27 protein-coding genes and 1 tRNA gene are annotated in these 26,610 nt (G+C 69.2%); 12 read left to right on the top strand and 16 right to left on the bottom strand.

The features are described 5' to 3' along the window. The first annotated feature begins 418 nt into the window (after positions 1-418). From ABZX12_RS17570 to ABZX12_RS17550, 5 genes are read left to right on the top strand one after another with little or no spacing between them, the layout of a single operon-like run. Positions 419-1,330 carry an FtsK/SpoIIIE domain-containing protein gene (locus ABZX12_RS17570; RefSeq protein ID WP_355694214.1) on the top strand — a complete coding sequence of 304 codons (912 nt, stop codon included), beginning with the start codon at positions 419-421 and terminating at the stop codon, positions 1,328-1,330. After that, complete coding sequence (locus ABZX12_RS17565) at positions 1,327-1,725, top strand: WhiB family transcriptional regulator (protein ID WP_355694212.1); 399 nt, start codon at positions 1,327-1,329, stop codon at positions 1,723-1,725. Before ABZX12_RS17570 ends, ABZX12_RS17565 begins: the two co-directional genes overlap by 4 nt. Next, the gene (locus ABZX12_RS17560; protein WP_355694211.1) at positions 1,722-3,380 is read left to right on the top strand and encodes a replication initiator; all 1,659 of its coding nucleotides are present in this window, start codon (positions 1,722-1,724) and stop codon (positions 3,378-3,380) included. Before ABZX12_RS17565 ends, ABZX12_RS17560 begins: the two co-directional genes overlap by 4 nt. An 18-nt stretch (positions 3,381-3,398) precedes the next feature. Beyond that, the gene (locus tag ABZX12_RS17555) at positions 3,399-3,620 is read left to right on the top strand and encodes a helix-turn-helix domain-containing protein (RefSeq protein ID WP_355694209.1); all 222 of its coding nucleotides are present in this window, start codon (positions 3,399-3,401) and stop codon (positions 3,618-3,620) included. Between the two features lies 1 nt (position 3,621). Beyond that, on the top strand, positions 3,622-4,932 hold the full coding sequence (locus ABZX12_RS17550) for a tyrosine-type recombinase/integrase (protein WP_355694207.1): 1,311 nt from the start codon (positions 3,622-3,624) through the stop codon (positions 4,930-4,932). Positions 4,933-5,036: 104 nt separating this feature from the next. Here ABZX12_RS17550 and ABZX12_RS17545 read toward each other — a convergent pair. Continuing rightward, positions 5,037-5,107 (bottom strand) — tRNA-Gly (locus tag ABZX12_RS17545). Positions 5,108-5,500: 393 nt separating this feature from the next. Here ABZX12_RS17545 and ABZX12_RS17540 point away from each other — a divergent pair. Both ABZX12_RS17540 and dcd read left to right on the top strand, forming a co-directional pair. After that, positions 5,501-5,941, top strand: coding sequence for a MarR family transcriptional regulator (locus ABZX12_RS17540; protein ID WP_355485401.1), 441 nt, complete (start codon positions 5,501-5,503; stop codon positions 5,939-5,941). Positions 5,942-6,088: 147 nt separating this feature from the next. Continuing rightward, a complete protein-coding gene (gene dcd / locus ABZX12_RS17535) occupies positions 6,089-6,664 on the top strand; it encodes a dCTP deaminase (RefSeq protein ID WP_355485399.1) in 576 nt (191 codons plus the stop codon). 48 nt (positions 6,665-6,712) lie between these two features. On the opposite strand, the gene ABZX12_RS17530 is transcribed toward dcd, so the two are convergent. The 4 genes from ABZX12_RS17530 to ABZX12_RS17515 form a co-directional block, all read right to left on the bottom strand. Further along, entirely contained in the window at positions 6,713-8,206 is a 1,494-nt protein-coding gene (locus ABZX12_RS17530; protein ID WP_355694206.1) for a hypothetical protein, read from the bottom strand. Between the two features lie 208 nt (positions 8,207-8,414). After that, positions 8,415-8,636, bottom strand: a complete 222-nt coding sequence (locus tag ABZX12_RS17525; protein ID WP_355694204.1) for a hypothetical protein — start codon at positions 8,634-8,636, stop codon at positions 8,415-8,417. Positions 8,637-8,779: 143 nt separating this feature from the next. Further along, positions 8,780-9,616 (bottom strand): DUF4097 family beta strand repeat-containing protein, encoded by an 837-nt coding sequence (locus ABZX12_RS17520; protein WP_355694202.1) that lies wholly within the window; start codon positions 9,614-9,616, stop codon positions 8,780-8,782. Further along, the gene (locus tag ABZX12_RS17515) at positions 9,613-10,389 is read right to left on the bottom strand and encodes a hypothetical protein (RefSeq protein ID WP_355694200.1); all 777 of its coding nucleotides are present in this window, start codon (positions 10,387-10,389) and stop codon (positions 9,613-9,615) included. The genes ABZX12_RS17520 and ABZX12_RS17515 overlap by 4 nt, the downstream gene beginning before the upstream one ends. A gap of 100 nt (positions 10,390-10,489) precedes the next feature. Between ABZX12_RS17515 and ABZX12_RS17510 the strand changes: the two genes are divergently transcribed. Continuing rightward, positions 10,490-11,284 carry an SDR family oxidoreductase gene (locus ABZX12_RS17510; protein WP_355694198.1) on the top strand — a complete coding sequence of 265 codons (795 nt, stop codon included), beginning with the start codon at positions 10,490-10,492 and terminating at the stop codon, positions 11,282-11,284. Here ABZX12_RS17510 and ABZX12_RS17505 read toward each other — a convergent pair. Next, on the bottom strand, positions 11,219-11,599 hold the full coding sequence (locus ABZX12_RS17505) for a CPBP family intramembrane glutamic endopeptidase (protein WP_355694305.1): 381 nt from the start codon (positions 11,597-11,599) through the stop codon (positions 11,219-11,221). The two genes, ABZX12_RS17510 and ABZX12_RS17505, sit on opposite strands and share 66 nt — an antisense overlap. Before the next feature lie 128 nt (positions 11,600-11,727). Further along, positions 11,728-12,438 carry a helix-turn-helix domain-containing protein gene (locus ABZX12_RS17500; RefSeq protein ID WP_355694196.1) on the bottom strand — a complete coding sequence of 237 codons (711 nt, stop codon included), beginning with the start codon at positions 12,436-12,438 and terminating at the stop codon, positions 11,728-11,730. Between the two features lie 171 nt (positions 12,439-12,609). On the opposite strand from ABZX12_RS17500, the gene ABZX12_RS17495 reads away from it, so the two are divergent. Continuing rightward, positions 12,610-14,847, top strand: a complete 2,238-nt coding sequence (locus ABZX12_RS17495; protein ID WP_355694194.1) for a hypothetical protein — start codon at positions 12,610-12,612, stop codon at positions 14,845-14,847. Here ABZX12_RS17495 and ABZX12_RS17490 read toward each other — a convergent pair. After that, complete coding sequence (locus tag ABZX12_RS17490) at positions 14,820-15,221, bottom strand: hypothetical protein (RefSeq protein WP_355694192.1); 402 nt, start codon at positions 15,219-15,221, stop codon at positions 14,820-14,822. The genes ABZX12_RS17495 and ABZX12_RS17490 overlap by 28 nt on opposite strands. Before the next feature lie 119 nt (positions 15,222-15,340). On the opposite strand from ABZX12_RS17490, the gene ABZX12_RS17485 reads away from it, so the two are divergent. Further along, positions 15,341-17,845 (top strand): polysaccharide lyase family 8 super-sandwich domain-containing protein, encoded by a 2,505-nt coding sequence (locus ABZX12_RS17485; protein WP_355694190.1) that lies wholly within the window; start codon positions 15,341-15,343, stop codon positions 17,843-17,845. On the opposite strand, the gene ABZX12_RS17480 is transcribed toward ABZX12_RS17485, so the two are convergent. Beyond that, positions 17,817-18,299, bottom strand: coding sequence for a MarR family transcriptional regulator (locus tag ABZX12_RS17480; protein WP_355694188.1), 483 nt, complete (start codon positions 18,297-18,299; stop codon positions 17,817-17,819). The genes ABZX12_RS17485 and ABZX12_RS17480 overlap by 29 nt on opposite strands. Further along, positions 18,296-18,895, bottom strand: a complete 600-nt coding sequence (locus ABZX12_RS17475; RefSeq protein WP_355694187.1) for a DJ-1/PfpI family protein — start codon at positions 18,893-18,895, stop codon at positions 18,296-18,298. Before ABZX12_RS17475 ends, ABZX12_RS17480 begins: the two co-directional genes overlap by 4 nt. A gap of 26 nt (positions 18,896-18,921) precedes the next feature. Between ABZX12_RS17475 and ABZX12_RS17470 the strand changes: the two genes are divergently transcribed. Beyond that, positions 18,922-19,446, top strand: coding sequence for a GNAT family N-acetyltransferase (locus ABZX12_RS17470; protein WP_355694185.1), 525 nt, complete (start codon positions 18,922-18,924; stop codon positions 19,444-19,446). On the opposite strand, the gene ABZX12_RS17465 is transcribed toward ABZX12_RS17470, so the two are convergent. From ABZX12_RS17465 to ABZX12_RS17445, 5 genes are read right to left on the bottom strand one after another with little or no spacing between them, the layout of a single operon-like run. Beyond that, on the bottom strand, positions 19,413-20,588 hold the full coding sequence (locus tag ABZX12_RS17465; protein WP_355694183.1) for an MFS transporter: 1,176 nt from the start codon (positions 20,586-20,588) through the stop codon (positions 19,413-19,415). The genes ABZX12_RS17470 and ABZX12_RS17465 overlap by 34 nt on opposite strands. Further along, a complete protein-coding gene (locus ABZX12_RS17460; RefSeq protein ID WP_355694181.1) occupies positions 20,585-21,598 on the bottom strand; it encodes a MerR family transcriptional regulator in 1,014 nt (337 codons plus the stop codon). The genes ABZX12_RS17465 and ABZX12_RS17460 overlap by 4 nt, the downstream gene beginning before the upstream one ends. A 34-nt stretch (positions 21,599-21,632) precedes the next feature. Beyond that, positions 21,633-22,151: an AAA family ATPase gene (locus ABZX12_RS17455; protein WP_355694179.1), complete on the bottom strand. Its 519-nt coding sequence runs from the start codon at positions 22,149-22,151 to the stop codon at positions 21,633-21,635. Positions 22,152-22,166: 15 nt separating this feature from the next. After that, positions 22,167-23,318 (bottom strand): anhydro-N-acetylmuramic acid kinase, encoded by a 1,152-nt coding sequence (locus tag ABZX12_RS17450; protein WP_355694177.1) that lies wholly within the window; start codon positions 23,316-23,318, stop codon positions 22,167-22,169. Between the two features lies 1 nt (position 23,319). Beyond that, a complete protein-coding gene (locus ABZX12_RS17445; RefSeq protein ID WP_355694175.1) occupies positions 23,320-24,597 on the bottom strand; it encodes an MFS transporter in 1,278 nt (425 codons plus the stop codon). 188 nt (positions 24,598-24,785) lie between these two features. Here ABZX12_RS17445 and ABZX12_RS17440 point away from each other — a divergent pair, with 188 nt between their 5' ends. Beyond that, entirely contained in the window at positions 24,786-25,694 is a 909-nt protein-coding gene (locus ABZX12_RS17440) for an endo-beta-N-acetylglucosaminidase H (protein WP_355694173.1), read from the top strand. 242 nt (positions 25,695-25,936) lie between these two features. Here the strand turns inward: ABZX12_RS17440 and ABZX12_RS17435 are convergent, their stop codons facing one another. Beyond that, on the bottom strand, positions 25,937-26,452 hold the full coding sequence (locus ABZX12_RS17435; protein ID WP_355694171.1) for a histidine phosphatase family protein: 516 nt from the start codon (positions 26,450-26,452) through the stop codon (positions 25,937-25,939). Between the last annotated feature and the right edge of the window lie 158 nt (positions 26,453-26,610).

The following is a 26,610-nucleotide window of genomic DNA, read 5'->3' as shown; positions in this document are numbered from 1 at the left end:
GGCTGTACCGGCTACCGGCCTGGCAGGTTGGCGGTGGCGGTGGCCCGACTCGTTCGCGCAGCGGATCGTTTGGCGGCTGCGTGGCTCACGGCGACGCTTCATGGAGTACCGAACCCGTTGGGACGCAACGATGCGGGCCCTCAACCTCACAGTCCGGATGGACGATCGGACGTACGTACCTCGGATCATCAAGGTTCGGTCGTCCGGCACGGTCGATCAGGTGACAGTCCGGCTGTTGCCGGGCCAGATCCTGACCGACTACGCCGAGCAGTCCGAGCGGTTGGCGCGCACCTTCGGCGCTGAGGACTGCCGCGTGCGTTCCGCGGCCTCGATGATCCCAGCGTGGTGGCCGGGCGGTGCTGAGGGCTGGATGGCTCGTCTGTTCGCGTGGGCGTTGCCTCGCCGGTCAGATCGACTGGTGCTGTGGTTCCTGACCAACGATCCGCTACGCGAGGTCGTCGCCCCGATCCCCGCGACTGATCCGCCGAACCTCCAGGCGCTCGACGTGGCGCGTCGTGAGGACGGCCTGATGTTCCGGCTTCGGCTGCTCTACACGCATCTGCTGGTGGCCGGCGCGACCGGTGCGGGCAAGGGCTCGGTGTTGTGGTCGATCATCGCCGCGCTCGCTCCGGGCATCCGTTCAGGGCTGGTGCAACTGTGGGTCCTCGACCCCAAGGGCGGCATGGAGCTCGCACTTGGCCGGCGGTTGTTCCACCGATTCTGCTACGGCTCCGATCCGGCGATGGACGGCGCTAGCGATGCGGAGTACGAGGAAGCATTCGCGACCCTGCTTGAAGACCTGGTGGCGATCATGCGTCGGCGGCAGGGCAAGCTCCGCGGCTTGTCTCGCCTCCTCAAGCCAAGTCGTGACGAGCCGTTCATCGTTCTGATCGCGGACGAGCTGGCGTCGCTGACGGCGTACGTCACTGACCCGGCCATGAAGAAGCGGATTGCCAAGGCCTTCTCGCTGCTGCTGTCGCAGGGCCGTGCAGTAGGCATCACCGTGGTTGGCGCTCTGCAGGACCCTCGCAAGGAAGTACTTCCGTTCCGGGACCTCTTCCCCACTCGGCTGGCGCTGCGGATGGCAGAGGCCGAGCAGGTTCGGCTGGTCCTCGCTGACGGTGCACGCGAACGGGGCGCGCGCTGCGACCAGATCCCCGAGACCCTGCCCGGCGTCGGATACGTCGCCGTCGACGGTGAGACCGAGCCCATTCGAGTCAGGTTCTCCCACATCACCGACGAGGACATTGCCGACCTCGTCAACACCTACGCGCCGGATCTGATCGGCGCCAGCGAACGCATCTCGACACCGGAAGGGGTAGCAGCATGACCGCACGACGGCAGGTCCCCGGTCAGCTCGTCCTCCCGTTGGTTCCCGGACTGTCCAAGAAGTCGCGAGCCTCGCTCGTTCAGCGGATTGACGTTCGCTGGCAGGACAAGGCGTACTGCGCGGGTTACCTCGACACGGACGACTTCTACCCCGAGGACGAGACTCGGCGCGGCGTTCGTCGTACGACGGACCCCAAGGAACTCTGCGCCTTCTGCCCGGTCGTCCGGTCCTGCCTGTCTGCTGCAATCGTCGCCGACGAACAGGGCGTGTGGGGCCGCACGACGGAGGCTGAGCGGGATGCCATCCGGGAAGAGCTTGCCTTTGGCACCGATGTTGATCGTGCGCTGAGTGTCGTCCTCGACGGCCCGGCCGCGCTCTGGAGGGCAGCGGCATGAACCTCACCGCACAGACCACCCTCGACCGGTTCCCACTGGACGTTGTCCGGGACCTGGCCGTGACCAACGGCGTCTGCGTACGACCGGTGCTCAACAGGGTGTTCGACACACAGACCGGCACCGACCGAGTGGTCGGGGTGTCGTGCGGTTCCACGCTGGTCAGCAAGTGCCCTCCCTGCGCCGAGGCGAACCGTCGTCTCCGTATGCAGCAGTGCCGCGAGGGCTGGCACCGCGACACCGAACCCGAAGCGCCGGCGGACTCGGATGACGTACCCGACGACGAACCCACTGCGGACGACGACGCGGAATCCACTCGCCGTGTCCGGTCGACCCGTCGACGCCAGGACGCCGCCGAGCTACCCAAGGTCGAGATGGACAAGCGCACGGTCGGCGCGACGTTCACGGCTCCGAACGGCAAGACCTACCGGCCGTCGATGTTCATCACGCTCACGCTTGGCTCGTACGGCGCGACGCACCGGCTACCGCACCATGTACCGGGCAAAGGCATGGTGCCGTGTGAGTGCGGTGTGGCCCACGGCCGGACCTCGCCGCTGCTCTCGACCCCGGTCGAGTCCGACACGTACAACTACCGCCGAGCGGCCCTGGACGCGTTGCACTTCCCGAAGCTGGTCGACCGCTTCATACAGAACCTTCGCCGGTGCGCGGGTTACAAGGCGCAGTACTTCGCGGTGGTCGAGCCGCAGAAGCGTCTAGCGCCACATCTGCACGCCGCCGTCCGGGGCACCGTCGCCCGTGACACAGTCCGCGCGGTCGCCAAAGCGACGTACCACCAAGTGTGGTGGCCGAGTCATCAGCGCCCCGCATACGGCTGTGCCTCGAACCCGGACATGCCCGTCTGGGACGAGATGGCCGGCGCATTCGTGGACCCGTCGACCGGTGCTCTGCTCCCGACCTGGGATCAGGCTTTGGATGACCTCGACGCGGACCCGGCTGCCCAGCCTGCGCACGTCGTACGTCTCGGCTCGCAGATCGATTACCAAGGCATCATTGCCGACTCCGACGCCAAGGTCGGCAAGGCTGTCGGCTATCTGACCAAGTACCTCGGCAAGGCGATCGGCGAGACCTACGGCGACGACCGGGACGACCTCCACCCGGCCCAGCTCGCTCACATGAACAAGCTGCACGCCCACGTCCGGATCCTGCCCTGCTCGCCCGAGTGCGCCAACTGGCTCCGGTACGGCGTCACCCCGAAAGACGCAGACGGCCACGTCGTACCCGGCGAATGCCCCTCCAAGGCGCACGACCGCGAACACCTCGGCCTCGGCGGTCGACGCGTCCTCGTCTCGCGCCAATGGACCGGCAAGACCCTCACCGAACACCGCGCCGACCGCTCCGAAGTCATCCGCCAAACCCTCGCGGCCGCCGGCGTCGAGATGGAAGACCAGAACGCACTAGCCACTCAAACCGACGACACCGAGGCACCTCGGTTCATCTGGCAACCCATCCGACCGGGCGAAGAACGCGGCCCGCGTCGCATCCCGACGCATAAGGAAGTACTCGCCGAGGCCATCGCCACGCGCATCCGGTGGCGCACGCAGTACGAGCAAGCGAAGCAACGCACCAGCCCACCCGGCGATCCGCCGGACCACAGCGGTTCGGCAACTGATGACGCATCCGCCGCAACCGCGGCCTAGGAATCTGGGGAGAGTCACATGGCATCGAACGATCTCTACACGGTCGAAGAGGCGGCCCAGCGAATGAGGCTGAGCGCTCGCCAGGTTCGCCGACTCGTCGCTGAGCGGCAGATCGGCTTTCACAAGCTGGGTCGGTCGGTTCGGCTCACGGACGAAGACGTGGTGACCTACATCGCGTCGAACCGGGTCGAGCCGATGACCGCGGCTGACGTGTGGGCTGGATTGCGGAAGGTGGCCTGAGATGGCGAACAAAGAAGGTCACCGGCGGTTCGGCAATGTTCGCAAGCTCAAGTCCGGCCGGTATCAGGCTCGGTACCCCGGACCTGACGGGAAGCTTCGGCCGGCACCGCGCACCTTTCCCGACGAGAAGTCGGCGGCGCGATACCTGGTCTTGGTCGAGGCCGAGATGCTCAAGGGCGAATGGACAGATCCGGAGCGGGCGAAGATCAAGCTCGGTGACTACGCAGACCGATGGATCGACCAGCGTCCGAACCTGCGGCCCCGGACTCTGCAGCTCTACCGCTGGACGCTCAAGAAGCACGTACGCCCGTACCTCGGCGACGTACCACTCGGCACCCTCAGCCCGCCCATCGTTCGTGAGTGGCGATCGAAGCTCCTGGCGGAGGGAGTGTCCGTTGGGATGGTCGCCAAGGCCTACCGTCTTCTCCGGGCGGTGCTGTGGACGGCTGTTCGCGAGGACGAGATTCTGAAGGCCAACCCGTGCCGCATTCCAGGAGCGGACAAAGAGAGTGCCCCCGAGCGACCGCATCTATCGCTCGCTCAGGTCAATCGCTTGATGCAAACCATGCCTGCGCGCTATCGCGTGATGATCTTGCTGGCGGCGATGGCAAGTCTGCGCTTCGGTGAGATCACCGCGTTGCAGCGAAGGGACATCGACCTCGACGCGGCGGAGGTTCGAGTCAGGCAGCAGTACCTCGAAGTTAGAGGAGAGGGCCTGACGCTCGGGCCGCCCAAGTCGAGAGCTGGCGTCCGCACCCTGTCGATCCCTGTTGCGCTCGTCGCGTTGCTCCGGGAGCACCTGGAGCTGTACTGCGGGTCGGCTGAGGATGCCCTCGTGTTCTCACTCGAATCCGGGCTGCCCATCCGCCGGAGTAGCTTCAACAAGCTGACTGCGTGGAAGAAGTCGACGACCAAGATCGGCATGCCTGACCTGCACTTTCATGACCTGCGGCACACGGGCAACATGCTGGCGGCGGCGAGCAAGGTCACGACCAAGGACCTGATGGCGCGGATGGGGCACGACTCGATGGAGGCAGCACTCATCTACCAGCACGCGAGCCGGGAAGCTGACAAGTCGATCGCTGCGCATCTGAATGCCCAGCTCGAAGGGCTGACCCCGGGCGGGAAGAAGAAGGCCAAGAAGAAGGGTGCCAAGGCAACCAAGCTGAAGGGCGTCCGGGCGATCGAGGGCAGGTCGACGGCGGATGATCAAACGATCGTTGGTCAGGAGCGCACTCAAGATCCAGCGGTCGGCCCGGAGGATCGAGAGGGAGATGACGGTGCCGCCGGCGTCCTGGTGGGAGTCGGCTAATGGCGCGTTAATGGCACGGCCACCCGGCCCGAGCTGGGGGCAAACGGAAGCCCAGGTCAGGGACTACCCCTCTGACCTGGGCTTTTGTCATGTCTTTACCTCGGAGCGGGTGACGGGAATCGAACCCGCACTGTCAGCTTGGGAAGCTGATGTTCTGCCATTGAACTACACCCGCGCGGCCAGTCTCCCGGCAGCGGAGACGAGCATAGCCGATCCGGGGGCCCGCAACCACGTGGGGTCCGCGCGCCGGGCCGTAGATCGGCCCCGGTCGGCGTCCCGCGGGCCGCTCGCCGGGCACCCCGCCGCCACTGCCGGCGGGTCCGGTTGCTGCGGTGTCAGCGGCCCGGGGCCGAACTTGGTGCCGGATGCATCGAAAAGGGGGTTACGGACGGTTTGCACCGGAGGTTCTTGGGGAGTTTTCCACAAAGGGCACGCTCAGGACTGGGCAGGGTCGTCATCTTCTGGCAGATTAGAACGCGTTGCCGGGGGCAACATTCAACGCAACGTGAGGATGCGGTCCTGGACCGGGCGACATGGTTGCGGGGCAACTGGAATGAAGGGGTGAACGGTGGCAACAGACACTACTGACGCGGTGGACAACCTGGAGAAGGAACTCGTCACGTTGGCACGGCGGCTGCGCGGTCTGCAGCGGACGCTGTCCAACGAGGCGCATCCGGACCTGGAGCCGGCGCAGTACGCGTTGCTGAACCACGTGGAGGAGCTGGCGCCGGTGCGGATGGCCGACCTGGTGGCAGCGCTCGAGGTGGACAAGGGACCGGTCAGCCGGGCGTGCGCGCGACTCGAGGAGGAGGGCCTGCTGAAGCGGGCCGCCGACAAGTCGGACGCGCGTGCGACTCTGCTGACCCTGACCGCGGCCGGAAAGCGCAAGCTGACGGCGGCCCGGAAGAAGCGGCACAAGGTGATCGAGGACCTGCTCAAGGACTGGTCCCCGGCGCAGGTCAAGACCTTCGCCACCCAGGTGTCGAAGTTCAACAAGCTGGCCAACTGACAATAGTTGCCTCAGGCCCACGGTCTGGTGGTGTGCTCCCGCCGGGGAGCTGAGGGCTCCGGACGACTCACCACCAGGCACGGGGAAGCACTGCGGCCGCGGCCTCCGGTGCTGCGCGGATGTGCGGCGCGCTGCTAACGTGCGACCGTGCTGCTCTCCGACCGTGACATCTTGGCCGAGCTCGACGCGAAGCGGGTCCAGCTGGACCCGTTCGAAGCTGCGATGGTGCAGCCGTCGAGCGTCGACGTACGGCTGGACCGGTTCTTCCGGGTCTTCGAGAACCACAAGTACCCGCATATCGACCCGTCCGAGGAACAGCCCGACCTGACCCGGCTCGTCGAGCCCGAGGGGGACGAGCCGTTCATCCTGCATCCCGGTGAGTTCGTCCTGGGATCGACGTACGAGCTCGTGACGCTCCCGGATGACGTCGCCGCCCGCCTCGAGGGCAAGTCGTCGCTCGGCCGACTCGGCCTGCTGACCCACTCCACGGCCGGCTTCATCGACCCCGGCTTCTCCGGCCACGTCACGCTCGAGCTCTCGAACGTCGCCACGCTGCCGATCAAGCTCTGGCCCGGGATGAAGATCGGCCAGCTGTGCTTCTTCCGGCTGTCCTCCCCCGCCGAGCACCCGTACGGCTCGGCCAAGTACGGCTCGCGCTACCAGGGCCAGCGCGGCCCGACTCCGTCCCGCTCCTTCAAAAACTTCCACCGCACCGACGTCTGACCAACGAAAAGGGCCCCGGAATCGGCGGGGCCCTTCGTTTCAGGTAGGTCAGGCGCTCGGCTTCAGGTAGACGAGGACCGCCCGCAAGTCGCTGGAGCCGAAGCCGCTGCCCTGCGGCAGCTGTGTATAAACGCCACCGTACGGCGACACCGCGCCCGGCGATCCCAGCTTGCCGTCGTAGAGGCTCATGTCACTCCCGCCGGCGGACTTCTGGTCAGACGGCGTGCCACTGGCCGTCGAGGAGTTGCCGTCCGAAGGGGAGTCGCTGCTCGAAGGAGTCTCGTCGGCCGACGGGCTGCCGCTCGGGGTGCCTGACGGGGACGCGCCCGGCAGGTCCTCGCCGGTCTTGGCGTCCATCAGTACCGCCTGCTTCTCGGTCTGCACGTACACGACGCCGTGGTACGCCGCGGTCACGCGGGGCACGACACGCTCTCCGGACTCGGTGGTCCAGCCCCAGGTCTTCTTGCCGGTGCTGTCGTCGAGTCCGAAGATCTCGTGCTGGCCGCTGGGCGCACTGTCCCTGCAGACGATCGAGCTCGCGTGGTCCCAGGTGCAGTCGTAGCCACCACCTTCCGGTAGCCCTGGCACCGACTTCACCACGGTGCCGGTCGACAGATCGACCGAGTAGAGCGAGCCGACATCCTTCATGGTGTTCCTCGAGTACAGCGTGCCGTAGAAGAACGCGTGCTTGGCGCCACCGGTGAGCGGCTCCACATCGCCCTGCTTCAGCGGGATCTGCTTCGTGACCTTGCCGCTCGCGCCGTCGACCAGCACGACGCCGGCGTCATTCGCGTTCTCCTTGCTCTCGGCCTTGGCACCCGCGAGCACGCCGCCGTGGACGGCGCCCGGCAGGACGCCTGGCACGACAGTGGATTTCTTCGTCGTGGGGTCCGCGTAGACCGTCGCGAAGCGCGTCTTCACGATCAGTCTGTCGCTGGCGCTCACGCCGATGGCGACCTGGCCGGTCTCCGGGTCGTACTGCACGTTCTTCAGCTCCGGATTGCCGAAGCTTCCGTCCACCGTGCTCACCGGCGTGGACACCTCCGCGAGCTTCTGGCCGGTCGCGACGTCGATCCACTGGACCAGCACCAAGCCCTGCGGCTTCTGGGTGCCATTGCCCTTGTCGGCTTCCGCGTAGGCCATCACCGCGACGTCCTTGCCGTCGACCTTCACCGCCATCGGCTTGGACGCGTCGTTGACCGTGGTGGTGTCGGCGGCGGTCGACTTGACCTCCCAGGCCGTGCTCGGGTCGACGACGTCGCGGCCGGTAACACCCCGGTAGTTGGCGACCAGGGCGACCTGGCCGACCATGCCGGGCATCGCCTCGTCGAACATGGCCCGTCCCTCCCAGTCGGGCACCGGGTACGCCGCGGAGGCAGTGAAGGCCATCGGCGGGTCGAACGTCGGGAAGGCCGGGGCGGACGGCGTGGGCGAGGAGGTGGAGGTGCCGCCGTTGTTCTCGGAGCCCGAGTCGGACTTCTTGTCGTCGCCGCCGCAGCCGGCCAGCAGGATCAGAGCAGCGGTGACAGCTGTGGTTGCCACCAGCGGACGCAACATCGTTGGTATCTCTCCCCATGTCGACCCAGAATGATCGACTGAACGCTAGCAGTGTTCACGGGTCGGCCCGGGGAGTTATCCACAGGCGTTGCACCAACCTGCAACCGCTAGGAGCGGCGTGGCGCTCCGACGAGGCCGAGGCGTTCCAGTACGGCGTAGACGGTACTGACCGCGCCGTTCAGCGGCACGCCGTTCATCGGACGATCGAGAGCCCGGTCCCGCGGTGGCGGGGCTGCGGCTCGGTCAGCGGCCGGGTGGCCGGCTCCAGCCGGTCGGCCAGGGTGTGCAGCATGGTCGCCAGCCGCGTCCGCGCGCTGACCCGGGGCTCGCCGTTGTACCGCAGGGCCCGTGCTTCGATCCTCCGGATCTGGTCCTCGACGCGGTAACGGGCAACTTCCTGCTGTTCGCTCAACATGATCGTGCTCCCTTCGCTCGGTCCCCGTGCTGTGGTTTCTGGCAATGCTTCGCCCAGGTCCCGCCCCCAGTGGCGGGACCTCGAACGACTTCATGAAGGCAACGAACCCGGCCGGGCCGATTCGACAGGACCGGCCGGGGCGGTCAGACCTTGACGACGGTGATGTCGCCGGAGACCGTGCGGGCGCGCAGCATCAGGGCGCGCTCTCCCTCGGCCGGCTTCTGGCCGGGCTCGAGGTCGCACCGGATCCGCCCGGTGACGGTCTTCAGGTCCAGGTACGTCGGGAGTCCGTCCGGGACCCCGATCTGGACGTCGCCGCGGGCCGTCTCGGCCTGGACGCTCGGTCCGTCGGCGATCTCGACCTTGACGTCGCCGGAACCGGAGGTGGCGACCGAGTGGTCGCGGATCCGCTCGATGGTGATGTCCCCCGAGCCGACCTTGACGGAGGTGGGACCGGCGGCGTCGCCGATCGTGACGTCGCCGGAGCCGGTGCTCAGGCCGAGCGCGTCGCCGGCCTCCTCGATGTCGATCGAGCCGGAGCCGGTGCCGGCGCGGACGGCGCCGACGGCGGTCCCGATCTTGACGTCACCGCTGCCGGTGTTGACGCCCAGCTCCTTCTCGACCCGGGTCAGCCGGACGTCGCCGGAACCGGTCGCGAGCCGTGCGGAGCCGAGCGGCACATCGGCGGTGATGTCGCCGGAGCCGGTCTTGACCCGGGCGTCGAGCACCGCGGAGGTGGCGATCCGGACCTGGATCTCGGGGCCCCGGCGGACGTTGCGCGGGCCTTCGACGATCAGTTCGCCGTCGACGACCTCGACGGTGACGTCCTCCTCCGGCCCGCTGTTGACGTCGACCGTCACCGCGGTGCCCTTGACGTCGGCATTGCCGGAGATCTCCACCAGGCCGGAGCCGATCTCGATCCGGATCCGCTCGATCCGGTCGTTCTCGTCGTCGGTGAGTTGCTGGCTGAAGCCGTTCATTCCGCCCATCCCGTCAGTCGCTGGCCCGGCCCGTGTCCGCCACGGCGGCGTTCCTTGTCCTCGCGTCGCCGGTCCTTGTCCTCCCGGCGGCGGTCCCGGTCGTCACGGCGCCGGTCGCGCTCCCAGCGGCCCCGGTCCGGGCCGAAGACGCCTTCCTCGCCGAACGGGCCGTTCGGGCCGAACACGCCGTTCGGTCCGAAGACACCGTCGGGGCCGAGCGGTCCGTTCGGACCCAGCGGGCCCTCCGGGCCGAACACCGGTCCGCGCGGCGGGCGCGGCGGCCGGGGCGGGCGCGGACCGCCGCGGCGACGCTCGCTGAGCTCGGTCATCACGGTGCGCATCAGCCACGCGTTCGAGGAGATGCCCTCGGCGTTGGCGGCCTCGTCCACCTTGTTCTTGATCGACATCGGCAGCCGCAGCGTGATCCGCGCGGTCGGCTCGTCGGCGTCGAACACGAACTGCTCGTCCGCCTCGGCGTCGGTCTCGTCGTCGATGTCTTCGTCGGTCTCGTCCGGACCGGTCAGCTGGCTGGGAGCCGGCGTGACCACGAACTCCGGGCGGCCGCCGGCCATCCGGAGCTCGACCGAGCCCGGGGACAGCTCGCGGCTGATCTCCCCGGCGGCGTCGGACAGGGCTGAGATGAGGGCCAGGCGGCCCGCGTCATCCAGCGTGGCCCCGAGGCGTTGGGCCACGGAGCGGGTTTGCTCGTCGGCCAGGGCGGTGGCGTTCTCGACGCTTCGCCGGACCGACTCGAGGTAGTGGTCAAGTTCCATGACAGCAAGCATGACGTCATGATGACGTCACAGTCAACCCCTACTGATGTCATGGTGGCGGCAAGGGCACAATGTGGTGCAGTCACCGACAGGAGGAAACGTGTCCAGAGGAGTACTGATCACCGGTGCGTCCAGGGGTGTCGGCGCGGCCGCCGCGCGGGCGTTCGCGGCGGCCGGCGACCGGGTCGTGCTGCACTGCCGGGGCGCGGTCGACCGCGCCGAGGAGCTTCGCGCCGGACTGCCCGGCGAGGGCCACGCGGTGATCGCCGCGGACCTCGGCGACGCGTCCGCAATCCCTTCACTGGTTGCGGATTCGGCCACCGCACTCGGTCGCGTCGACGTGCTGGTGAACAACGCCGCCATGTTCGTCGACGAGCCGGTCGCGGGCTCTCGGCGGGTCGGTCACCCGCTGGCGGACACGTCGTACGACGAGTGGGTCGCGACCTGGCGCCGTACCCTCGCCGTCAACCTCGAGGGCGCGGCGCACGTGACCTGGTGCGTGGCGCGGCAGATGCTCGACCAGGATCCCGCGGACGGCGTACGGCGGGGCGCGATCGTCAACGTCGGCTCCCGGGGCGCGTACCGCGGCGAGCCCGACGTGCCGGCGTACGGTGCCTCGAAGGCCGGACTGCACTCGCTCGGGCAGTCGTTGGCGGCATCGCTGGCGCCACATGACATCACCGTGACGTCAATCGCGCCCGGGTTCATCGCGACCGATATGACCGAGAGCTTCCTCGCGGGTCCCGGCGGGGACGCGATCCGGGCCCAGAGCCCGTTCAACCGGGTCGCGACCGCCGAGGAGGTCGGGAACGCGATCTACTGGCTCGCCTCAGCCGACGCGAACTGGGCCAGCGGCGCGGTCCTCGACTTCAACGGCGCGTCGTACCTGCACTGAGCTGACCACGACCGCGGCGACCGTCCAGACCGCGGCGAGAACGCCCATCGCGAAGACGTCGCCGTCCTCCTCCCCGAAAAGCAGGATCAGGGAGAGGTTGACGGCGGCGTGTCCGGCGGCGACGACGAGATTGGTACGGCGCGCCTCGCGCAGGACCGCACCGAGCACCACCGACAGCGCGGTCGCCATCACGACGAACAGCCCCATGTACACGAGCCCGTGCGCGAAGCCCCCGATGTGCCACAAGCCCCACAGCACTCCGACGACCAGCGAGGAACGCAGGACCGAGAACCGGGTCTGCAGGTAGGGCTGCAGAGCGCACTCCGCCCGGCCGCGACGGCCGCCGGCGTCAACCGCGCGTCGATCCTGGTGGTACGGCGGAACAGCAGGAACATCACGCCGACGCCGCCGAGTCCGGCGCGAACTGGACCAGCTGGATCAGCTCAGGACTCGGGCCGGCCGCTGTCTGCAGCGCGTTCAGGATCCCGCTGAAGACCATCGTGACCAGGTAGAAGACCAGGACGCGCAGAAACACCGTCACTCCTGAGATAAGGGCCGATCATCAGGTCGAGCTGCTCGGTCAGGAACTCGGTCAGCGAGCCCCAGCCGTTCACGGCCCAGACCTGGAGCGCGCCGTTGAAACAGACAAGCGTGTGCCGGGCCAGCGCCGGGACGTCGGTGTCCGCTCGGAGCTCACCGACCTCCACCGCTGCGGTGTAGAGCGTGTCGCAGCTGTCGACGATCGCGGCCGAGTGCGCCAGCGCGTGCTGCCGGAACTCCGGGTCGGCGACGTCGAGCTGGACGAAGCCGAGGCCGTTGCCGAGCTCCTCGCGGTGCTTGATGTGCGCGACGGCCGACAGCGCGAAGTCCCGCAGCGTGGCGAGTGGCGAGGCGTTCCGGCCGGCGGCCTCCTCGGCCGCGAGCTTGACCATCAGCGGCGATCGGGCGGCGGACGCGAGCAGCAGACCGCGCTTGGACCCGAAGCGCTGCATCAGTGTCGGCGGCGCCAGACCGACGCGGGCGCCGACGGCCGCGAGGGTCAGTTTCAGCGGCCCGAGCTCGGCCAGGACCTGGCGGGTGGCGTCCAGGATCGTGTCGTCGCTCACCAGCCGCGGCCGGGCCAAGTCACCGCCTCTGAGTTTGTGAACAGCCATTCGCTAATACACGAGATCGTAACAGTTCCTTGTTGGATCAGTTAGTCAGTGACAACGGGTGAGCTTCCGGACACCGCTTTTCGGCGCAGGACGAGGGGTCCGGACCCGCGATCCCGCCGTCCGGCCCATCCGTCCGTGGCCGGGCTCGTCGTACCAACGGGAGCCTCATTCATGCGCATCGCCCGCATCACCCTGGGTCTACTGCTGTCACTGTCCGGCCTGGTGGCCGCCGTCGCCGGAGCATTCGCGGCGTTCTGGCTGGTCGGCCCGGACAACACGATCTCCACGCCCGGCCGTGAGCTCACCAGCCGGGGCCTCGCGGTCGTCACCGCCCCGGCCCTCCTCGACCGGCACGGTCCGACGCTGCACGTGAGCGCGTCGGGCGACAAGCCGCTGTTCGTCGGCGTCGGGCGCGACCTGGACGTCCGCGACTACCTCTCGGGGGCCGCGCACACCCAGCTGGTCCGCTTCGACCCGCCGGGTACGTTCGGCACACAGGAGGTGCGCGGTGCATCCGCGAAGCTGACGCCGCCGGGCGAGCTCGACTGGTGGGTCGCGCAGTCCGCGGCCGGGTCGCAGTCGGTCAACTGGCCGATCCAGGACGGGCTGTACGACGTCGTCGTGATGAACGCGGACGGTACGCCGGCGGTCGGCGGGCAGATCACATTCGGGATCGAGGTGCACCGGCTGTTCGGGATCTGCCTGCTCGTGCTCGGCGCGGGTGTTCTGGTGCTGGCGCTCGGTCTGACGCTGATGCTGCGCCGCCGGCGGGTGGTGGTCGCGGACACGATCGAGATCCCCGTGATCAAGAGCGACCGGATCCCGGTGCTGGTGTCGACGGCTCCGGTCGCGCGGGAGAACACGCCCGCCTACCGCGTCTCCCCGTTCGCACCCGACCGCGTCAGCCCGTTCGCACCCTCCGCCGACGAGCCGACCCCGACCCCGGCGGAGCCGGCAGCGGTCAAGGCAGCCATCGAGTCAGCATCCCAGTCGGCCGCAACCGCAGCTGCCGAGGCGGGACTGGCCGGCGCGGCAACAGTCGGCGCAATGGTCGACGCGGCGACGGGTGCCGCGGCACCAGCCGCGTCGACGGCCGGTCCGGTGGCGGGGCGGGCTGCGGCTGGTCGGGGGGCGCCTGTTCGTCCGGTGGCTGCTCGGGCGGCTCAGGGGCGGCCGGCTGTGCCTGCGGCGCCGATGTTCATGTCCGCGGCGGCGGTTGCTCGGGCGAAGGCGCCGGTGCTGATCGGAGCCGGCGCCGCGCAGCAGTACGCGGAGCCCGCGCGCCCGACGTACAACGAACCGGCCGAGGAGCCCACTGCGCGCCCCGCGTACAAAGAAGCGGTTGAGGAGGCGGGTGACGAGGTTGCCTCGGAGCCTGTTCCGTTGGCGGTCTCGCCGGAGTTCGTGAAGAGCGACGAGGCGGTCCGGCGGACGGCGGCGCTGCTGGCCAGCGGGGCGCTGTTGCTGACGGCGACGAGTTGCAGCCTCGTCCCGCCGAAGAACACGCTGACCGCGGCGGACTCCCGTCCGGCCGTCACGCTCGCCGACGCGCAGGCCGTGGTCCAGCGGTACAACCAGCTCAACAACCAGGCGAACCGGACCCGCGACGCCAAGCTGGCCGCGACGATCGAGGGCAACCCGACCCTCGCGCAGACCCAGGCGGGTTTCCTGATCGGCCGGAAGCTCGACGCCGCGGGCAAGGAGGTGTCGAAGCCGTTCAGCTACACCGACCCGGAGATCGGCGCGCCGCAGTTCACGTCGTACCCGATGCGGTTCGTGGTCAGCTCGGGCGTCTCGGACGCGCCCGACAATCGTCAGCTCGGCGTCTGGCAGCGCGCGAGTGCCGGCAGCCCGTGGCTGCTGACGCACTCGGTCTACCCGCCGAAGGCGGTCGAGCTGCCGGCCGTCGACGGGCTGCGCACCCCACAGGGCGCCGACCTCGAGCAACTGCAGGGACAGCCCGAGGCGGTGGCGAAGGACCTCGCGGCGTACCTCAGCGGCGGCAAGAACGCGCCGCAGTCGAAGCTGTTCACGCCGTCGCCGGCCCTGACCCAGATGCTCGACCTGCGCGGGAAGTCGAAGGCCGCGGACACCGCGGAGCCGTACATCGCGAGCGTCACCGACACGTTCGCACCGTCAGGCAAGCCCCTCACCTTCATCACCGCGTCCGGCGACGCGCTGGTGTTCCTGTCGCTGACCGAGCAGTACCTACAGCGCGTAGAGCCGGGTTCGAACGCGTACTGGACCAGCGGCGAGGCCACCGCGTTCAGCAGCATGGTCAAGTACACGCAGACGCTGCACCAGGACTATCTGCACCAGGTCGCGCTCGTGATCCCGGTCAAGTCGAGCGGCGACGCCGTACAGGTCCTGTCGATCGACCCTCAGCTGGTCGGGGCCGGCGGCGCGTGAGGCGAGAGCAGCCACCGCCACCGTGGCTGCTCCGTCACCGCACACGCAGCCGCGAGCAGGCTGACGACGATCGCGACGACCGTCGGCCAAGCGAACCACGCAGCCACCACGGCAGCGACCAGTTGCAGCAGGACCAGCAGAACTGTGACGGCACCGGGAACCGGTACGACGACGTGCGGCTTGTCACCAGGTGTCTGAAAGATCGTCGGCAAGCCGATCAGCAGCACGACCGAGCCGATCGCCAGCGGGACGGAGTGCGGGGCGAGCGCCCAGGGCGCGGCGACCCAGGCGATCAACTCAGTGGTGAAGCGGAGGACCGAGGCCACCCGGCTGTCGGGCGCACTCGGGCCGGCGGATGGCGGGGCTGGGGTCACGAGGGAACGATCGCACGGCAGACCCGGTTCCTGACAACTCAGCGGTAAGCGGTTGCTGAAGAATAGTTCCGGCTGGTTGACTGCGGTGGTTAGGTTTTCCCATCCGCCCGGGAGTACCAGTGGATCTCACCCGCCGCCGCCTGCTGTCCTTCGTCCCCGCGACCGCCCTGCTGACCGCGGTCAACCCGGCCCCGGCCGCCCACGCCACCCGGGGCGCGACGACCGCCGACCCCGGCCAGCTGCTGGCCAACGCGATCGCGATCTACGCCGGGACGTCCGCGTCGAACGCGCGTCCCGAGGTGGCCGCGAAGCTGACCGCGATGGACAACACCGCCCGGACCTGGCTGTCCGCGCTCGACCGCGCCGGCACCGGCGAGCTGTTCGCCGGCCTCCCGCTCGGCACCAGCGACCCGAACCTGAGCGCGTCGTACCAGCACCTGTACGAGATGGCCCTCGCGTACCGGCGCCCCGGACCCACCTCGGACCTGCAGGGCAACGAGCAGCTCCGGGCGCGGATCGCCGAGAAGCTGGTCTGGCTGCACGACAGCTACTACGGCGACCAGTCGAAGGGGTACTACGGCAACTGGTTCACCTGGGAGATCGGCATCTCGACGTACGTGTCGAAAACGCTCGCGCTGATCAGCGCCCCGGCGGACCTGGTCACCCGGTACGTCACCTCGATGGACGCGTACCTGCGCAACGGCAAGGACGGCGACGTCGACCTCGACTCGCGCTTCCACACCGGCGCCAACCTCGTCGACATCACCGCGAACCGCGTCCTCCAGGGCGCCCTGCTGAACGACGACGCGCGGATCCGGAAGGCGCTGCAGGACCAGTTCACGGTGTTCGCGACCGTCGACCCGTACAACCTGCAGCACGGCGTCACCGACGGGTACTACGCCGACGGCTCGTTCATCCAGCACGCGTCGGTCGCCTATACGGGCTCGTACGGAAAAGGCCTGCTCAGCAGGGTGGTGCAGACCATCAAGGTGCTGGCCGGCACGGAGTACGCGCAGAGCGACGACCTGGTCGGCGTGGTGCAGGGCTGGGTCGAGCACGGGTTCGCGCCGCTGATCTTCGAGGGCTGGATGATGGAGATCGTCAAGGGCCGCGCCGTCTCCCGGACCGGGACCGGGTACGACGACGTCGCGGTGATCGTGGAGGCCATCGTCGACCTCGCCGACTACGCGACCGCGGCGGATTCCGCCCGGCTGAAGGCGTTCGCCAAGTTCACCGCGCGGCCGACGATCAACGTGAACAGCTTCGCGTCGCCGGTCAGCATCGCGCGGTTCGCGGACCTCAAGGCGGACGCGTCGATCGCGCCGGCGGATCTCAACCCGGCGGAGCTGAGTACGGCGTTCAACGCGATGGACCGTACCGTGCACCGGCGGCCGGGGTACGCGTTCGCGCTGGCGCGAAACTCGTCGCGGATCAGCAAGTACGAGTACATGAGCGGCGAGAACCTGATGCCCTGGTTCCAGGGCGACGGCGCGCACTACCTGTACCTCGCCGGTCAGGACCAGACGCAGGCCTTCGGCATCGACTACTTCACCACCGTGTCGCCGTACGCGCTGGGCGGCGTGACGGCGCCGGTCGAGACGCGGAAGTCGATCCCGGAGTTGTACGGGACGGCGTACTACGACAACGCCGCGGCGGGCTTCACGGCCTCGTCGGAGTCGCAGAACACCTACGTCTACTTCCCGGTCGGGACCAACGCGTACTCCGGCGGCGCGACGCTCGACGCGTACGGCGCGGCCGGATGGGTGCAGTCCGACGATTTCGCGTATGCGTCGCGCGAGACGCTGCCGGACGACTTCGTCACGTACCGGAACGCGTCGGCCACCAAGTCGTGGTTCCTGCTCGACGACGAGATCGTCGTCCTCGCGGCCGGTGTCGGCGACGAGACCCGCCCGGTCACCACGACCCTCGACACCCGCATCGCCGCGCCCACCGCGCCGGTGACGATCACCGGCACACGCCATGACGGCACGCCGTGGACAGGCACCGGCGCCGTCACGCCCCGCTGGCTCCGCTACACCAACGGCTCAGCCTCAGTGGGCTACCACTTCCTGCAGCCGGCCGAACTCTCGGTGGATCTGCAGGCAGTCACGCGGAGCCGCCGGGTGGTACGGACGTCCAACCCGGACAGCGCTGTCAGCAAACAGGTCTTCGCCCTCACCGCGGCCCAACCAGCGGACTCCAAGCGCACCCTCGCCTACGCATTGGTGCCCAACGCAACAGAATCGGCGATGAAGTCCTACCAGCACGGCCGCCTGACCCTGCTCGCCAACACCCCCAGGCTCCAGGCGGTCCACCACCTGGGCCTGCAACTCACCGCCGCCAACGCCTTCGGCCCGGGCATCCACAACCTTCCCGGGCTCAGCATCGACGGTCCGGCCTCGCTGCTCGTTCGCCGTCAGGCGTCAGGCGTGGAGGTTGCCGTGTCCGATCCGACGACGGAGCGCGACACGATCACGATCAACCTGCGTGCGCAGTATCTGAAGCCCGCAGCCGCCGTCGACGGCGTTCAGGTGACGCGCACGATCACCGGGACGAGGCTGACCTTCAGCACGCGGCACACGTTCGGACGCAGTCTCACGATCCGGCTTCTTCCAGCCTGGTGATCAGGGTTCGCAAGGTGCTGAGCGTCGTCCGGAGCTCGTCGAGGTCGACGGACGTCGCGAGCTCGGAGGTCCACGGATGCTGGGCGACCGCGATCTGGCGGATCGCCCAGTAGCCGGCCTCGGTGCAGGCGAGGAGTTTGGCGCGCCGGTGCGCCGGATTCGGGCGGTACTCCGCGAGACCGCGCTCGACCAGCAGGTCCGCGATCCGCTGCACGCCCTGGCGGCTGACGCCCATGATCCGGCCGACGTCGGCGACCGACCGCGGTTCGTCCAGGACGCCGCCGAGCACCTGCCACCACGCTGCCGTCAGGCCGCCGTGCGCGGCCAGTCCCTGCGCGGCCTCCATCAGCCGGGCGTTCAGCCGGAAGGTGGCCAGCACGACATCGGTCAGGACCGCACCACCCTCCGACTGCGGCCCGGGCTTCGGCCATTCCTCCCGCGGTGGAACAGTCATCCCACCAGGGTGGCGTACGCGGCGGGGTCGGCGCGGTGGAACACGCCTTCGTACGCCTCCCGCTTGCGCTCGTCGGCGAGCCCGAGCTGCTCCAGCACGGCCCGCGTGAACTGCACCGGCGAGTCCGGCCCCGCCGTGATCACGTTGCCGTCGGCGACCGCCCGCGCGTCGACGTACCGCTCGGTGCCCTGGTAGCCGGTCGCCTGCAAGTACTCCTTGGCCGCGCTGGTGTGCTTCCGCTCGTCGAGCAGCCCCGCCCGGGCGAGCCCGGCCGTCGCGCCGCAGATCGCCGCAACCGGTACGCCGGCGTCGAGGAACTGCCCCGCGAGCTTCGTGAACGCCTCGCCGCCACCGACATCCCACTGCCCCGACCCCGCGAGCACCAGCAGATCGCCCGCGTCCGGCACCACGTCCGCGATCGTCACATCCGGCACGACCCGCAGCCCACCCATCGTCACCACCGGCTCGAGCGACTCTCCCACCGTCACCACAGTCCAAGGCACCCCGGTGAACCGCCCGGTCCGCAACTCCACGACCAGGTGCCCGATCTCCCAGTCCGCCAACGTCTCGTACACCGCTACATACGCCGTCTTCATAGACAACATACTGTCATCACGACAGCATGTTGTCAACGGTCACATCGTCAGGCTGGGGCGTCGACCGCCAGGCCGGCCGTCCGCGCCGCATCCGCCAGGCGTTTGTCGTAGGTGACGTGCGCGAGCTGGGGACGGACGACTGGGTCGGGTTGTGGCCGTTGGTGCGGGGTTTCGGGACGGAGTTCGACGAACAGACGAGTCGGGGGTACTTCGAGGAGCTGGTGGGTGATCCGCGCTGGGTGGCCTTGGGGTACGACGACGGCGGGCTGATCGGGTACGCCGTCGTGCAGGACTACGGCACGCACCTGCGGGCGGGACGGCGGCACCACGGGCGGTTGCACGACTTGTACGTCCTGCCGGAGCGGCGGCGGACTGGAGTCGGGCGAGCCTTGCTGGACGCGGTGGCGCAGTGGGCGTCGACCCGGGTGCGGCATCTGGAGTGGCAGGCGCATCACGAGCGTGCGGCACCGTTCTACGAGCGGCTGGGACACCGCGGGCAACCGTGCCCGCAGCCGGACTACCCGACCTTCGAGATCGAGTTCACGCGGTAGCCGCGCAGGAGGCCCACGCCGGCGAGGGTGGTCGTAGCAGCGGCGAGCGCCAGCGCGTGACGAACTGGGAGCGTCGCGAGGAGGTTTGTGGAGCCGATCAGGGGCACGGTCTGGGCCAGGGAGAGCAGGGACTGCAGTCGGGTCAGGTGCGACGCCGGTGTGCTGCGGACGAAGAGCGGGGCGAGGTGTGACGTGAAGAGGCCGATGCCTACGCCTTGGATGAGGGCCGCGCCGACCGCGACCGGGACGGAAGACGCGAGGGCGAGATCTGCGATCCCGAGCGCGGCGAGCAGGCAACCGAGGCCGCCGGTCAGCTCGGCGCGCTCGAAGGTCCCGAAGCGCCCGACCAGGATCGTCACGAGCAATCCACCTGCGACGTTCGCCGCCACGACGAGACCCGCCTGACCGGCCGCCCACCCGTGCGAACGGGCGAGCAGCGGGACACACAAGGACGTGACCGGGAGAACGAAGGCCGCGACCAGGGCGACGACCGCGAGGATCGTCCGCAGCACGGGATCGCCGACGGCCACCCGGAGTCCGTCGACGGCATCGCGGACCACCGATGGCCGATCGCGCCGCGGCGTCACGTCGTACGGCGGCCTGAGCGCCAGCAGTACGGCGAACTGGACGGCGAAGGTCAGCCCGTCGAGCAGCAACGCCCCGACCAGCCCGATCGTCGCGACGAGCAGGCCGCTGAGCGGTCCGCCGGCGAGCGTGACGAGCTGCGTGGCCGACGTTCGCAAAGCCATTGCCCGAGGCAACTGATCGTCGGCGACGAAGAGCCGCGGCAGAACGCCGGCCGCCGGTAACGCGAACGCGTCCACGGTGCCGACCACGACCGCCGTCGTCACCAGCAGCCCGGCCGACATCCCGCGCAGCTCGACCAAGACAGCGAGCAGAACGCAGCACGTGCCGACGATCGCGGTGCAGGCGAGCAGGAGCCGGCGCGGGCCGATCCGGTCGCCGAGGACACCGCCGAGCAGCAGAAACACGGCGCGCGGCAGGGTGAATCCGGTCAACACCAGGGCGGCGACGTGCGCGCCGATCCCCGTCGCGGCCCATCCGAGCGCGAAGAACAGCGCCGCGTCACCGAGGACCGAGAGAGTGGAGCCTGCCAGCCAGCCGTAGTACGGCCGGTTCACCCGTCGAGCCGGACGGGCATGACGAGGGTGGTGAACGTGCCTTGGTCGGCCGATCGTACGACGACCGGTCGGGCCGGCTCGCAGATCTCGAGCAGGACGTCCGGCCCGACACTCGCCTCGAGGGCAGCCGCCAGCAGGCTCGCGGTGAACCCCACCCGCACCGCCCCGGACCCGATCGCGTCGAGCTTCACCTCGTCACCGATCCGCAGGCTCTCCTGGTCGAGGTCGACGGTGACGACATGCCGCCCGGCGAGCGCCGCCAGCAGCGCGGCCCGATCCACCACGACGCGGCACACCGGCGGCGTCAGCCCGTCCAGGATCTGCTCGTACGCCGGATACTCCGCCTCCACCGCGGTCAACGAGCGCGACTCGTCGCCCCGGACGAGCACCAGCCCGCCGTTCACCTCCACCCGCACCGCGTCCCCCGCCGCGGCCCACCGACTCACCGCGGCCAGCTCGTCCGCCCGCACGAGCACCCGAGCCGTCGTCCCGCCGAACTCCAGGGGCCGTGCGGTCCGCACCGCCAGCCGGTACCGGTCCGTCGCCACGAACGTGACTTCCTCGGGCGCGAGCTGGATCTGCACACAGTCCAGCCCGGCGTGCTCGTCCGTGGTGGCCGCCGCGGACACCACCTGCCGGATCGCGCTGGCCAGCTCGGGACCACCCAGTACGGCGGTCGTCCGCTCTGCCAGGAGCTGAGTGAGGAGGCGTGTGCCGGCTTCGCGGGTCGCGGTGGACCTCGCCTCCAGCGTGCGGAGGTGGGCGCGCACCAGCTCGGCGACGTCCGCCGCCGCGGCGTCCAGGGCGAGCCGGACATCGGGGAGCGGCAGGTCGATCTCGCGGAGGTCGCGGAGCAGGCGGGCACGGTCCGCCTGCGACCTGTCGTAGTACCGGTAGCCGTTCGTCGCGTCGACCTCGGCGGGTGGGAGCAGACCGCAGTCGTCGTAGAACCGCAGCGCACTCGGCGCCAGTCCTACGAGCCGCGCGAACTCACTGATCGTCAGCCTCATGGGCCCGACCCTCACCCCTGCACCAACTCGAAGGTCAACTCCGGAGCCGGCCCCAGAGGCTGAGCGTCTTGCCGAAGCGCTCGCCACGGATCCAGTCGTAGATGCCCCGGGCGACCCGTTCGGGCGAGACGTCGCCGCGCACGGAGCGCGGCACCCGGATGCGGAGCTCGGCGGCGTCGGCGAGGGCGTCGGCGATCTGGTCCTCGGCCCAGCCGCGCAGCGCGAGGCGTTTGCGGCGGATGGCGTCCGGGCAGTCGAGGTGCAGCCAGCGCCCCTCGGGCAGCTCCGTCGGCAGCGCCGGCGTCAGCAGCAGCACGGGAATCCCGGAGCGCCGGATCAACTCGGTGATCCGCAGCCACAGCCCGTTGTACGCAGGCCAGATCGGGGCCGCGGTCGGGCTCGCGATGTCGATCCCGAGCAGCCGGCCGTTGTCGTCCAGCAGCTCGTCCATGTCCATCACGACCAGGTTCCCCGGACTCAGCCGGACCAGCTCGGGCACGACCGTCGACTTCCCTGACCCGGGCGCCCCGGTCACCACGAACAACCTCGTCACAGACCTAGTGTGCGGTCATTCCACCAGCAAGCGCACGGGAGGTCGTGCCGCGGCCGAAATCACCGGCAGTCCGCCCGGCCCGGGAGTGACCGAGCCGAGGATGCTGGAGTGCCGGGCGCCGGTGCAGCTCGGGACCGTTCCGCCCAGGCCGTGCACGGTCAGGAACCCAAGTACGGCGAACGCGTACGCCTCCTTCGCCGCCGACGGCATGCCCAGCTCGTCGGTGGTCCGGACCGGAACGTCCAGCTCGTCGGCGAGCAGATGCATCAGCACCGGGTTCCGGATCCCGCCACCGGATGCGACCACCTCGGTCCCGCCGTACCGCCGGACCGCGTCGGCCACCGTCCGTGCCGTCAGCGTGGTGACCGTCGCGACGAGGTCCTCCGCCGGGATCACCGGCAGCCCTTCCATCGCCCGCGCCACGTACGCGAGGTTGAACAGCTCCTTGCCCGTCGACTTCGGCGCCGGCCGCGCGTAGTACGGATCGGCGAGCAACCGCGCGAGCAGCTCCTCGTGGACCTGCCCTCGCGCCGCCATCACCCCGTCCGCGTCGAACGGCTGCCCGGTCAGCTCGGTCACGACCGCGTCGATCAGCGCGTTCGCCGGGCCGGTGTCGAACGCGACCGGTTCGCCGTGCACGACAGTGATGTTGGCGATCCCGCCGAGATTCAGCGCCACCGGTACGCCGGGACGCCCGCGCAGCCACAGCACATCGATGATGCTCACCAGCGGCGCGCCCTGTCCGCCGGCCGCCACGTCCCGCGCGCGCAGGTCCGACACCACAGGGAGGCCGGTCGCCTCCGCGATCCACGCAGGCTGCCCGAGCTGCAACGTCCCGCGCACCGCACCGCTGTCGACCCAGTGGAACATCGTCTGCCCGTGCGACACGACCAGATCCGCGGATCCGCCGCACAGCTGCTCGACCGCCTGCCGCGCGACCGCCGCGAACGCCTGCCCGATCCCGGTGTCCAGCCGGCAGACGTCCGCCATCGAGGTCGGCGCCGGCGGCAGCGCGGCGGCGACCGCGGCGCGGAGCTCGTCCGGGTACGGCTGGCTGAGCATCCCCAGCGGCGTCAGGACCAGGTCGTCCCCCTTCAGCCGCAGGTCCGCGGCAGCGGCGTCGATCGCGTCGTACGACGTCCCCGACATCAGCCCGATCACTCGCATGTCAGTCCCGCAACTCCCGTCGGTGGTCGTCCCCGCGCAACGTGAGCAATGCGATCACACTCACCGCACAGGTGACCACCACGTACCAGGCCGGGATGTCCACGTTCTTGGTTCGCTTGATCAACTCGGTGATGATCAGGCCGGCCGAGCCCGAGAAGACCGCGTTCGACAGCGAGTACGCCAGTCCGAGCCCGGTGTAGCGCGCCCGGGTCGGGAACATCTCCGCCAGCATCGCCGGCCCCGGTCCCGCCATCAGGCCGACGACGAGGCCCGCCACGAACACCGCGATCCCCTTCGCGGCGTTGCCCGACCCCTTGTCCTGCAGCAGGTTCATCAACGGGAACGCCAGGACGACGACCAGCGCCGCGCCGGCCACCATCACCGGCCGCCGCCCGATCCGGTCGCTCAGCCACCCGGCCGGGATGATCGAGACCGCGAACCCGGTGTTCGCGAGCACCGTCGCGACCAGCGCTTGCTGGAACGTCGCGTTCAGCGTCGCCTGCAGGTACGACGGCATCACCACAAGGAACGTGTAGCCGGCCGCGGACCAGCCCATCAGCCGCCCGATGCCGAGCGCGATCGCCTTGGCCACCTCACCGGACGACGCCGGCCGCGGCTGCTCCTGGACGCGCTCGAAGCTCGGCGTCTCGTCGAGTTTGAGCCGCAACCACAACGCCACCAGACCGAGCGGCAGCGCCAGCAGGAACGGCACCCGCCAGCCCCAGTCCGACAACGCCTGCTTGCTCAACGTGGTGGCGAGGATCGCCGCGAGGCCGGCGCCCGCGAGCAGGCCGAGCGCGACGGTGAACGACTGCCAGGCGCCGTACAGGCCGCGCTTCGTCCGGGGCGCGAACTCGGTCATGATCGACACCGCGCCGCCGAACTCGCCACCCGCCGACAATCCCTGCAGGGCCCGTACGAGCGTCAGCAACCACGGTGCGGCCGCGCCGACGGTCGCGTAGGTCGGAAGCAGTCCGATCAGCGTGGTCGACAGCGTCATCAGCAGCAGGACGAGGATCAGCGTCGGACGCCGCCCGATCCGGTCGCCGACCCGGCCGAACACGGCGGCCCCGATCGGCCGGAAGAAGAACGCCAGCGCGAACGACGCGTACGTCTTGATCAGGCTCTCCGCGTCACTGGTCGCCGTACTGCTGAAGAAGTTCGCGGCGATCACGGTGGCGAAGAAGCCGTACGCCCCGAACTCGTACCACTCGACGAAGTTCCCGACCGTCCCGGCCACCAGCGACCGCCGGGTCCTGACCTCGGCAGCGACACTCATCGGATCCCTCTTTCGTAACTTTCTCCCACCCGCCGCCAACATCTTCGTCTATCACTGACCAACGCGCGACCCCGGGTGACAGACCCTTGACACAACGTCGGCGCGGGATCGATGATTTGGCATCCGCTAAACCGGTTTATCTCACCGGTTCAGCGCCCGCCCATCTGTGACGAGGAGTCGATCAGCTCATGAAGCGAAGGACCCTGTTGTCAGCCCTGGCCGCCGGGACCGCCGCGGCCGCCACCGGCGCCGCACTGCCCGCGGAGGCCACGGCGGCCGCCGCGCAGCGCCGCCCCCGGGCCAAGACCGGCCCGGTCACCGTCGCGTACATCGAGGTCAACGACCACAGCATGCTGAACGCCGGCAAGTACACGCTGGCCAACAGCGGCGCGCAGGTGATCGACGTCGCGGTGATCTTCGCCGCGAACATCAACTACGACGGCACCAGCGCGTACCTGCACTTCAACGACCAGGTGACGAACGTGCTGAATAACGTCGCCACGCAGGTCCGCCCGCTGCAGCAGAAGGGCATCAAGGTCCTGCTCTCGATCCTCGGCAACCACCAGGGCGCCGGGTTCGCGAACTTCCCCGACCAGGCCTCCGCCGACGCGTTCGCGCAACAGCTCGCCGACGCCGTCAACCAGTACGGCCTGGACGGCATCGACTTCGACGACGAGTACGCCGAGTACGGCAACAACGACACCGGCCAGCCGAACGACTTCTCGTTCGTCTACCTGGTCCAGGCGCTCCGCGCGAAGCTCCCGAACAAGCTCATCACGCTCTACGACATCGGCCCGGCGTCCGACCGCCTGACCTACAACGGCCAGAGCATCGCGAACACCTTCGACTACGCCTGGAACCCGTACTACGGCACCTGGTCGGTGCCGAGCGGCCCGACCGACAAGGCGCGGCTGTCTCCCGCGGCCGTTTCGTACACCGCGACCAGCTCGTCGACCGCCGCGAGCCTGGCTCAGCGGACCGTCAACGAGGGCTATGGCGTGTTCCTCACCTACAACCTGACCGAGGCGAACACCGCGTCGTACATGACCGCCTTCACCCAGAAGCTGTACGGCAGCGCGACGGTCTACAACCCGTAGCAGCAACGGGATGGCCGACCCTCACAGGTCGGCCATCCCGTTCCGTCACTTGCTGAGACCGCCGCCCTTGCCCTTGCGGTTGTCCGCGGCGGCCTGCACACGGCCCTCCAGCACCTCCGGCGAATCAGCCCGGCCCGCGCCCCTCGTGACACTGGCCGCGGCGGCCGTCTGGCCGTTCGTCCGGAGCCGGTCGATGACCTTCGCGGCGCGATCCTGATCCCTCAGCGCCTTGTCGCCTGGGTCTACACCTCGTACACCCAGCCCGGCTGCCAATTGACGCCGTCGGCAACCAATTGCTCCAGCGGCGCACGGCTCCCGAACAGGTGCTCGAGGGACCAGCGGTTCGCCGAGTGCGCGACCACGAGCACCACCCGGTCGTCGTACCAACGCTTGAGGTCGGCAACGAACGAACGGGTCAGCTCGAGCACGTCGCCATAGGACTGTCCGTCCGGAAACGGCGTCGCGACACGCTCGACCCTCGGCTCGAGTGCGTCCCGCGGAGCACCGTTCAGTGCGCCGTAGTTGCACTCCCGCAACCGCCAGTCCAGGAAGTGACGCACGCCGAGTCCGGCCAGTTCCACGGTTTCCACGGCCCGTCGCAGGTCCGAGCTGAACACCACGTCGACGTCCCGCCGCCGCTCACCGAGCTCCCGCGCCTGCTGCCGCCCGGCGGCGGACAATTCACCCGGCAGCCAGCCGGTAGCGATCCCGCTCTCGTTGTCGACCGTGGTCGCGTGCGTCTCGTAAATCAGCTTCATAGCTCACAGTCAATCTCTCTTGGAGCTCGTTACCGGCGGGTATATACTCAAGTTACTGACGAGTAAATCCAGTGGGGAGTCTCCGTGAGCGAGCGCAGCGAGCGAACAAATATGTACAGCAGCCCTGTGGCTTACGCCGGAGCCGAGCGGAGCGAGGT

The organism is Kribbella sp. NPDC003505 (genome assembly GCF_040610875.1).
Classification (GTDB): domain Bacteria; phylum Actinomycetota; class Actinomycetes; order Propionibacteriales; family Kribbellaceae; genus Kribbella.
This window is presented reverse-complemented; position numbering and strand designations above follow the sequence as displayed.

Coding starts and splice junctions, on each gene's coding strand:
- ABZX12_RS17565 (WP_355694212.1), top strand. CDS start 1,327: ATGACCGCACGACGGCAGGTCCCCGGTCAGCTCGTCCTCCCGTTGGTT.
- ABZX12_RS17560 (WP_355694211.1), top strand. CDS start 1,722: ATGAACCTCACCGCACAGACCACCCTCGACCGGTTCCCACTGGACGTT.
- ABZX12_RS17555 (WP_355694209.1), top strand. CDS start 3,399: ATGGCATCGAACGATCTCTACACGGTCGAAGAGGCGGCCCAGCGAATG.
- ABZX12_RS17550 (WP_355694207.1), top strand. CDS start 3,622: ATGGCGAACAAAGAAGGTCACCGGCGGTTCGGCAATGTTCGCAAGCTC.
- ABZX12_RS17525 (WP_355694204.1), bottom strand. CDS start 8,636: ATGTTGAGCGAACAGCAGGAAGTTGCCCGTTACCGCGTCGAGGACCAG.
- ABZX12_RS17520 (WP_355694202.1), bottom strand. CDS start 9,616: ATGAACGGCTTCAGCCAGCAACTCACCGACGACGAGAACGACCGGATC.
- ABZX12_RS17515 (WP_355694200.1), bottom strand. CDS start 10,389: ATGGAACTTGACCACTACCTCGAGTCGGTCCGGCGAAGCGTCGAGAAC.
- ABZX12_RS17500 (WP_355694196.1), bottom strand. CDS start 12,438: ATGGCTGTTCACAAACTCAGAGGCGGTGACTTGGCCCGGCCGCGGCTG.
- ABZX12_RS17495 (WP_355694194.1), top strand. CDS start 12,610: ATGCGCATCGCCCGCATCACCCTGGGTCTACTGCTGTCACTGTCCGGC.
- ABZX12_RS17480 (WP_355694188.1), bottom strand. CDS start 18,299: ATGACTGTTCCACCGCGGGAGGAATGGCCGAAGCCCGGGCCGCAGTCG.
- ABZX12_RS17475 (WP_355694187.1), bottom strand. CDS start 18,895: ATGAAGACGGCGTATGTAGCGGTGTACGAGACGTTGGCGGACTGGGAG.
- ABZX12_RS17470 (WP_355694185.1), top strand. CDS start 18,922: ATGTTGTCAACGGTCACATCGTCAGGCTGGGGCGTCGACCGCCAGGCC.
- ABZX12_RS17460 (WP_355694181.1), bottom strand. CDS start 21,598: ATGAGGCTGACGATCAGTGAGTTCGCGCGGCTCGTAGGACTGGCGCCG.
- ABZX12_RS17450 (WP_355694177.1), bottom strand. CDS start 23,318: ATGCGAGTGATCGGGCTGATGTCGGGGACGTCGTACGACGCGATCGAC.
- ABZX12_RS17445 (WP_355694175.1), bottom strand. CDS start 24,597: ATGAGTGTCGCTGCCGAGGTCAGGACCCGGCGGTCGCTGGTGGCCGGG.
- ABZX12_RS17440 (WP_355694173.1), top strand. CDS start 24,786: ATGAAGCGAAGGACCCTGTTGTCAGCCCTGGCCGCCGGGACCGCCGCG.
- ABZX12_RS17435 (WP_355694171.1), bottom strand. CDS start 26,452: ATGAAGCTGATTTACGAGACGCACGCGACCACGGTCGACAACGAGAGC.